6 protein-coding genes are annotated in these 5928 nt (G+C 61.3%); 5 read left to right on the top strand and 1 reads right to left on the bottom strand.

Annotated features, from left to right (window positions below):
* Nucleotides 1-446, bottom strand: a 446-nt coding sequence (locus V8352_RS21225) for a helix-turn-helix domain-containing protein (RefSeq protein WP_336426250.1), incomplete at its 3' end; no start/stop codon positions are given.
* Nucleotides 447-684: 238 nt separating this feature from the next.
* Here V8352_RS21225 and V8352_RS21220 point away from each other — a divergent pair.
* The 5 genes from V8352_RS21220 to V8352_RS21200 form a co-directional block, all read left to right on the top strand.
* Nucleotides 685-2295 (top strand): ABC transporter substrate-binding protein, encoded by a 1611-nt coding sequence (locus tag V8352_RS21220; RefSeq protein ID WP_336426249.1) that lies wholly within the window; start codon nt 685-687, stop codon nt 2293-2295.
* A gap of 86 nt (nt 2296-2381) precedes the next feature.
* Nucleotides 2382-3323, top strand: coding sequence for an ABC transporter permease (locus tag V8352_RS21215; RefSeq protein WP_336426248.1), 942 nt, complete (start codon nt 2382-2384; stop codon nt 3321-3323).
* Between the two features lie 16 nt (nt 3324-3339).
* Nucleotides 3340-4224, top strand: coding sequence for an ABC transporter permease (locus tag V8352_RS21210; protein ID WP_336426247.1), 885 nt, complete (start codon nt 3340-3342; stop codon nt 4222-4224).
* A gap of 3 nt (nt 4225-4227) precedes the next feature.
* Complete coding sequence (locus V8352_RS21205) at nt 4228-5277, top strand: ABC transporter ATP-binding protein (protein WP_336426246.1); 1050 nt, start codon at nt 4228-4230, stop codon at nt 5275-5277.
* Nucleotides 5274-5928 (top strand): dipeptide/oligopeptide/nickel ABC transporter ATP-binding protein (locus V8352_RS21200; RefSeq protein WP_336426245.1); only part of this gene is annotated, 655 nt, incomplete at its 3' end. The genes V8352_RS21205 and V8352_RS21200, both read left to right, overlap by 4 nt.

The following is a 5928-nucleotide window of genomic DNA, read 5'->3' as shown; positions in this document are numbered from 1 at the left end:
CCTAATAGAAATGTCTCATCGGTCAGTATCAGTTCGATCTGTCCTTCGAGAACAAAGCCCATCTCTTCGCCGATATGGTCGATCTGCCCATCGCTCGATCCTCCTGGCTCGACGATGTGGATGTTGCATTGAAGCATGTGATCTGGCGTGCAGGGGATCACGCGTTCGAGGCTGATTCCCGTGCCTTGCCGACCCCTATCAATTTCCAATACTGGACGCGTGCCTGCGCGTGAAACTGATCGTTCCATCTCGTCTGGTTCGTCAAAGAACACATCGAGGTTCACCCCCAGTGTCTGCGTGATCCGGTGCAGCAATGCCAATGAGGCGTCCGTCTTGCCGTTCTCGATTTTGGACATGTGCCCTTCGGAGGTGCCACTGCTGGCGGCCAATTCCTTGAGCGTCATGTTCCTGAGCCGTCTGGCTGACTTGATCCGCGGACCGATCATTGGTTCCTCCTTTGCGCTGGGACTTCGCTTTAGCCTCATCATGCGGCGTTGTCAGCTTTTCAATTTCATCTTCACGCCACTGCACGCAAATCCATGCAAGATACTTGCATGAACGCGAGGAATGCGCATAGGCTATTGATAGGAGGATGTGCTCTTGAGGAGGGGCGCGCGTAAAGACTGGGGGGCGGGCGCGCAACTTTGTGTGCACAAATCGTCCAAAAAACAGGGAGATAAAAAAATGACAAAACACACTACTTTTAACTATCTGTCAGCACCGATGCGCCAGCTCGCATTGACTGGCACAGTCATTGCCGCCGGTCTGGGCATGGCTGCGCCGGCTTTGGCTGAATCCGTGCTCAAGGTCGTTCCTCATGCTGATCTGCGCAACATCGATCCAATCTGGACGACTGCATATATCACGCGGAATCACGGCTACCTTGTGTTCGACACGCTCTTTGCGATGGATGAGAACCTGGAGGTTCAGCCGCAGATGGCCGAAGGGCACGAGGTCAGCGAGGATGGTCTGACCTACACGATCACCCTGCGCGAGGGGCTGAAATTCCACGATGGTGAGCCTGTTACCGCAGAGGATGCGGTCGCGTCGATCAAGCGCTGGGGTCAGCGCGACGGCATGGGGCAGAAGCTGATGCGCGTCACCGAGAGCGTCGAGGCGGTTGACGACAAGACGCTCGAGCTGACCTTGAGCGAGCCCTACGGCCTCGTGCTGGCCTCGCTGGGCAAGATCTCGTCCAACGTCCCTTTCATCATGCCCAAGCGGCTTGCAGATACCGACCCGAACGCGCAGATCGAGGAGATCATCGGCTCGGGTCCATTCAAGTTCGTTGCGGATGAATGGCAGCCGGGCAACCAGGTGATCTACGAGAAATTCGAGGATTACGTCCCGCGCGACGAACCCGCCAGCTACGCTGCGGGCGGAAAGGTCGCGAACGTCGACCGGGTCGAATGGCGCTACATCCCTGACGCCGCAACCGCCAGCCAGGCCCTGATGGCCGGCGAAGTTGATTACTACGAACAGCCTGCCGTCGATCTTTTGCCCATGATCCAGTCTGATCCCGACATCAAGGTCGAGACGGTCGACCCTCTCGGCACCCAGGGCGTCATCCGCTTCAACTTCAAGCACCCGCCTTTCGATAACAAGCTGGTGCGCCAGGCTGCGCTGTGGTCGGTCCAGCAGGCCGATTACATGTATTCGATCATGGGCGATCCTCAGTATTTTGAAGAGTTCTGCGGTGCCTACTTCATGTGCGGCGGCCCCTACGAGACCGATGTCGGCAGTGAACCGCTGCGCGAGAAGGACATCGAGAAGGCCAAGGCGCTCTTGGAAGAGGCCGGGTATGACGGCACGCCGGTCGTGATCCTCGATCCGACCGACGTGCCGGTGGCGCATGGCCAGGCGCTGGTGACGGCGCAGGCGTTGCGCGACATTGGGATGACCGTCGAACTGGCGGCGCTTGACTGGGCGACGATGACTTCGCGCCGTGCGGTGCGGGAGGCGCCTGAAGATGGCGGCTGGAATATCTTTCCCACCTGGTGGCTCGCGGCGGATCAGTTGAACCCGATCACCAATATCTCGGTCGCGGCGTCGGGTGACAACGCCTGGTTCGGCTGGCCTGAAAACCAGAAGATCGAGGATCTGCGCAACGCCTTTGCCCAAGAAACCGATGTCGAGAAGCAGAAGGCCATCGTCGAGGAACTGCAGGCCGAGCTTTATGATTTCGTGCCCTATATTCCGACCGGGCAATACTACCAGCCGACGGCTTATCGCAACAACGTGGGCGGTGTGCTCGAGGCGCCGGTGCCGTTCTTCTGGAACATCTCGGTTGAATAAAAACTCCCGGCCTTTGGCGGCGCGTGGCATGATGCAACGTGCCGCCATTTTCTTCGGTACGCATTTCATCGGGACGGAGCATCAGAATGATCGTTTACATCATCCGCCGACTCATCGCGACGATCCCGATCATGGCGCTGGTCGCCGTTTTCGTCTTCATGCTGCTGCATCTCAGCCCCAGTGACCCGGCGCTTATCATCGCGGGCGACTTCGCCACGCCACAGCAGGTCGATGAGATCCGCCGCCAACTCGGCCTGAACGAGCCGCTCTACCAGCAATTCATCGGCTGGGCCGGCAACTTGCTGCAGGGTGACATGGGCAAGTCCATCTATTCCGGCCTGCCCGTAACCACCCTTATCGGCCAACGGGTCGAGCCGACATTGATGCTGACGCTTTGCACCATGTTGATCGCCATCGCGCTGGCCATACCGCTAGGCGTCATCGCCGCGTGGAAAGTGGGCACGTGGATCGACCGGGCGGTTATGACGCTGGCGGTTTTCGGATTTTCGGTGCCGGTCTTCGTCATCGGCTACCTGCTCATCCTTGGCGGCTCGCGCAAGCTGGGCTGGTTTCCGGTGCAGGGCTATACCAGCATCTTCGACAGCTTCACCGGCTTTCTTGCGCATATCACGCTGCCCGCGCTGGCGCTGGGGGCGGTCTACATGGCCCTGATCGCGCGGATGACGCGGGCCACTATGCTGGAAGTGCTGAACGAGGATTACGTGCGCACCGCCTATGCCAAGGGGTTGGCGACGCGCAAGGTGCTGGTCAAGCACGCGCTCAAGAATGCGATGGTGCCGATCAGCACGACCATCGGCCTTGGTGTCGCGCTGCTGATCGGCGGGGTGGTGGTGACCGAAACGGTCTTTGCCATTCCCGGCCTCGGACGCCTGACGGTCGATGCGGTCCTGCGCACCGACTACCCAGTGATCCAAGGCGTGATACTCGTCTTTTCCTTCACCTACGTTCTTCTGAACCTGCTGGTCGACCTTAGCTATGTGCTGTTCGATCCGCGTATCCGCTACTGACGACGGAGCCGCCCGCATGACCGACACGATCAAGGATCCGCCCCTCTCGGCCCGCCTGCGTCACCGTGCCGGCGTCGTGATCGAGAGCCTCCGCCGCAATCCGACGATGCTTTTCGGGCTCAGTGTTCTGTTGGTAATGGCGCTCTTGTCCTTCATTGCGCCTTGGCTTGGCCTGCCCGGTCCGATGGAACAATCGCCCCGCGACCGCCTGCAATCGCCCTCGGGCGAGGCGTTCTTCGGCACCGACATGTATGGCCGCGACCTCTTCAGCCGGGTGCTGCATGGCGGGCAGGTCTCGCTGGTGGTGGGCCTGTCGGTGGCGACGCTCGCGACGGGCTTTGGCCTCGTGATCGGGCTCGTCTCGGGCTTCATGCGCAAGGTCGATGCCGTTCTCATGCGGGTTATGGACGCGCTGATGTCGATTCCGTCGATTCTGCTGGCGATCGCGCTCGTGGCGCTCTGGGGCTCTAGCGTGCCAAACGTGATTCTGGCGCTGACCATTCCCGAGGTGCCGCGCGTCGTGCGCCTTGTCCGCTCGGTCGTGCTGATGCTGCGCGATCAGCTCTACGTGCAGGCAGCCATCGCCGCGGGTACCTCGACGCCGCGCATCCTCATTCGGCACATCCTGCCCAACACCATTCCGCCGCTGATCGTGCAGGCGACCTATATCTGCGCGCAGGCTGTCATCTTCGAGGCGTACCTCAGCTTCGTCGGGGCCGGCACGCCGCCCGAGGTTCCCAGCTGGGGCAACATCATGGCCGAGGGGCGCATGTTCTTCTTCCAGACGCCGGCGATCATCCTTTATCCCGGAATGTTCCTCGCTATCACCGTCTTTGCCATCAACACCTTCGGCGACGGTCTGCGCGACTCGCTGGATCCGCGCATGCAAAGGAGTGTCTGAGCCATGGCCGATACCGAAACGATGGACGCGCCCCGCCAGTTCGACCGCACTGCCGATCCGGTGCTGGAGCTGGACGACCTGCGCACGCATTTCGACACACGCGATGGGGTGGTCAAGGCGGTGGATGGCCTCAGCTTCGCTGTGCGGCCGGGCGAGATCCTGGGCATTGTCGGCGAGAGTGGCTGCGGCAAGTCAATCACCTCGCTCTCGGTCATGCAGCTGGTTCCCAGCCCGCCTGCGCGCTACGCCTCGGGCGAGATCCGCTACAACGGGCGCGACCTCTTGAAGGCCAGCGATGCCGACATGCGCAAGATCCGCGGCAATGATATCTCGATGATCTTCCAGGATCCGATGTCGTCGCTGAACCCGGTCCTTTCCATCGGCGATCAGCTGACCGAGGCGATCATGCTGCACCAAGGGATGAAGCCCAAGGCCGCGCTGGACCACGCGCAGGAGATGATGGAGCTGGTCCATATCCCCGAGCCGCGCCGCCGTCTGGGCGAATACCCGCACCAGCTCTCGGGCGGAATGCGCCAGCGCGTGATGATCGCGATGGCGCTGTCGTGCAATCCGTCTGTCCTCATCGCGGACGAGCCGACGACGGCGCTCGACGTGACCATCCAGGCGCAGATCCTCGCCCTGATGGAAGAAATCCGCGACAAGATGAAGACCGCGATAATTCTCATCACGCACGATCTGGGCGTCGTGGCCGAAATGTGCGACCGCGTGCTGGTCATGTATGCTGGCCGCAAGGTCGAAGAGGCGGACGTTATCGAGATCTTCGAGCGCCCACAGCATCCCTATACGCGCGGCCTCATGCGCTCGGTGCCGCGCATCACGGGCGACGAGGCGCCCGAAAAGGGCGCTCGGCTGTCGGAAATCCCCGGCATCGTCCCAGCGCTGACCGATCTGCCGCCCGGCTGCACCTTCGCCGCGCGCTGCCCCTTTGCGCAGGATCACTGCCGCGAGAAATACCCACCGCTGGAGTTGAAAAAGCCCGATCATCTGGCGGCTTGTTGGGAAAGCGCCAACCTACCGGACTGGACCGCATGAACACCAAAACCCCTCTTCTCGAGGTCAGGAACCTCGCCAAGCACTTCCCGATCAGGGGCGGTCTTCTGAATCGCGAGCAGGCGCGGGTCTATGCCGTCGATGGTATCAGTTTCAGCGTCGATGCAGGTGAGACCCTGGGCATCGTCGGCGAGAGCGGCTGCGGCAAATCCACCGTCGGCAAGACGATCCTGAGGCTTGAGGACGCGACCGAAGGACAGGTTCTGCTCAAGGGCGAGGACATCACCCATCTCAGCCGCAAAAAGATGCTGAAGCACCGCCGCGAGATGCAGGTGATCTTTCAGGATCCCTACGCTTCGCTCAATTCGCGGATGCGCGCTCAGGACATCGTGGCCGAACCGCTGGGCAATTTCGACACTGGCTCGCGCCGCGCCCGGCTGGAGAAGGTGGCCGATCTTTTCTCGCGCGTCGGCCTGCGCCCCGATGCGATGCACCGCTTTCCCTACGAGTTTTCCGGCGGCCAGCGCCAGCGCCTTGGCATCGCGCGCGCCCTTGCGCTCAGCCCCGAGATCATCATCGCGGACGAACCTGTCTCGGCGCTTGACGTTTCGGTGCAGGCGCAGGTCATCAACCTGATGATGGACCTGCAGGAGGAGATGGGCCTCAGCTATCTTTTCATCGCGCATGACCTGG

The sequence above is a fragment of the Roseovarius sp. D0-M9 genome, from assembly GCF_037083805.1.
Lineage (GTDB): Bacteria > Pseudomonadota > Alphaproteobacteria > Rhodobacterales > Rhodobacteraceae > Roseovarius.
Note: the sequence above shows the minus strand (reverse complement) of the source record. Positions and strands in the feature narration are given on the sequence as shown.

What these genes read in the sequence shown, in the direction of transcription:
- V8352_RS21220 (WP_336426249.1), top strand. Translation starts at nt 685, where the DNA reads ATGACAAAACACACTACTTTTAACTATCTGTCAGCACCGATGCGCCAG.
- V8352_RS21215 (WP_336426248.1), top strand. Translation starts at nt 2,382, where the DNA reads ATGATCGTTTACATCATCCGCCGACTCATCGCGACGATCCCGATCATG.
- V8352_RS21210 (WP_336426247.1), top strand. Translation starts at nt 3,340, where the DNA reads ATGACCGACACGATCAAGGATCCGCCCCTCTCGGCCCGCCTGCGTCAC.
- V8352_RS21205 (WP_336426246.1), top strand. Translation starts at nt 4,228, where the DNA reads ATGGCCGATACCGAAACGATGGACGCGCCCCGCCAGTTCGACCGCACT.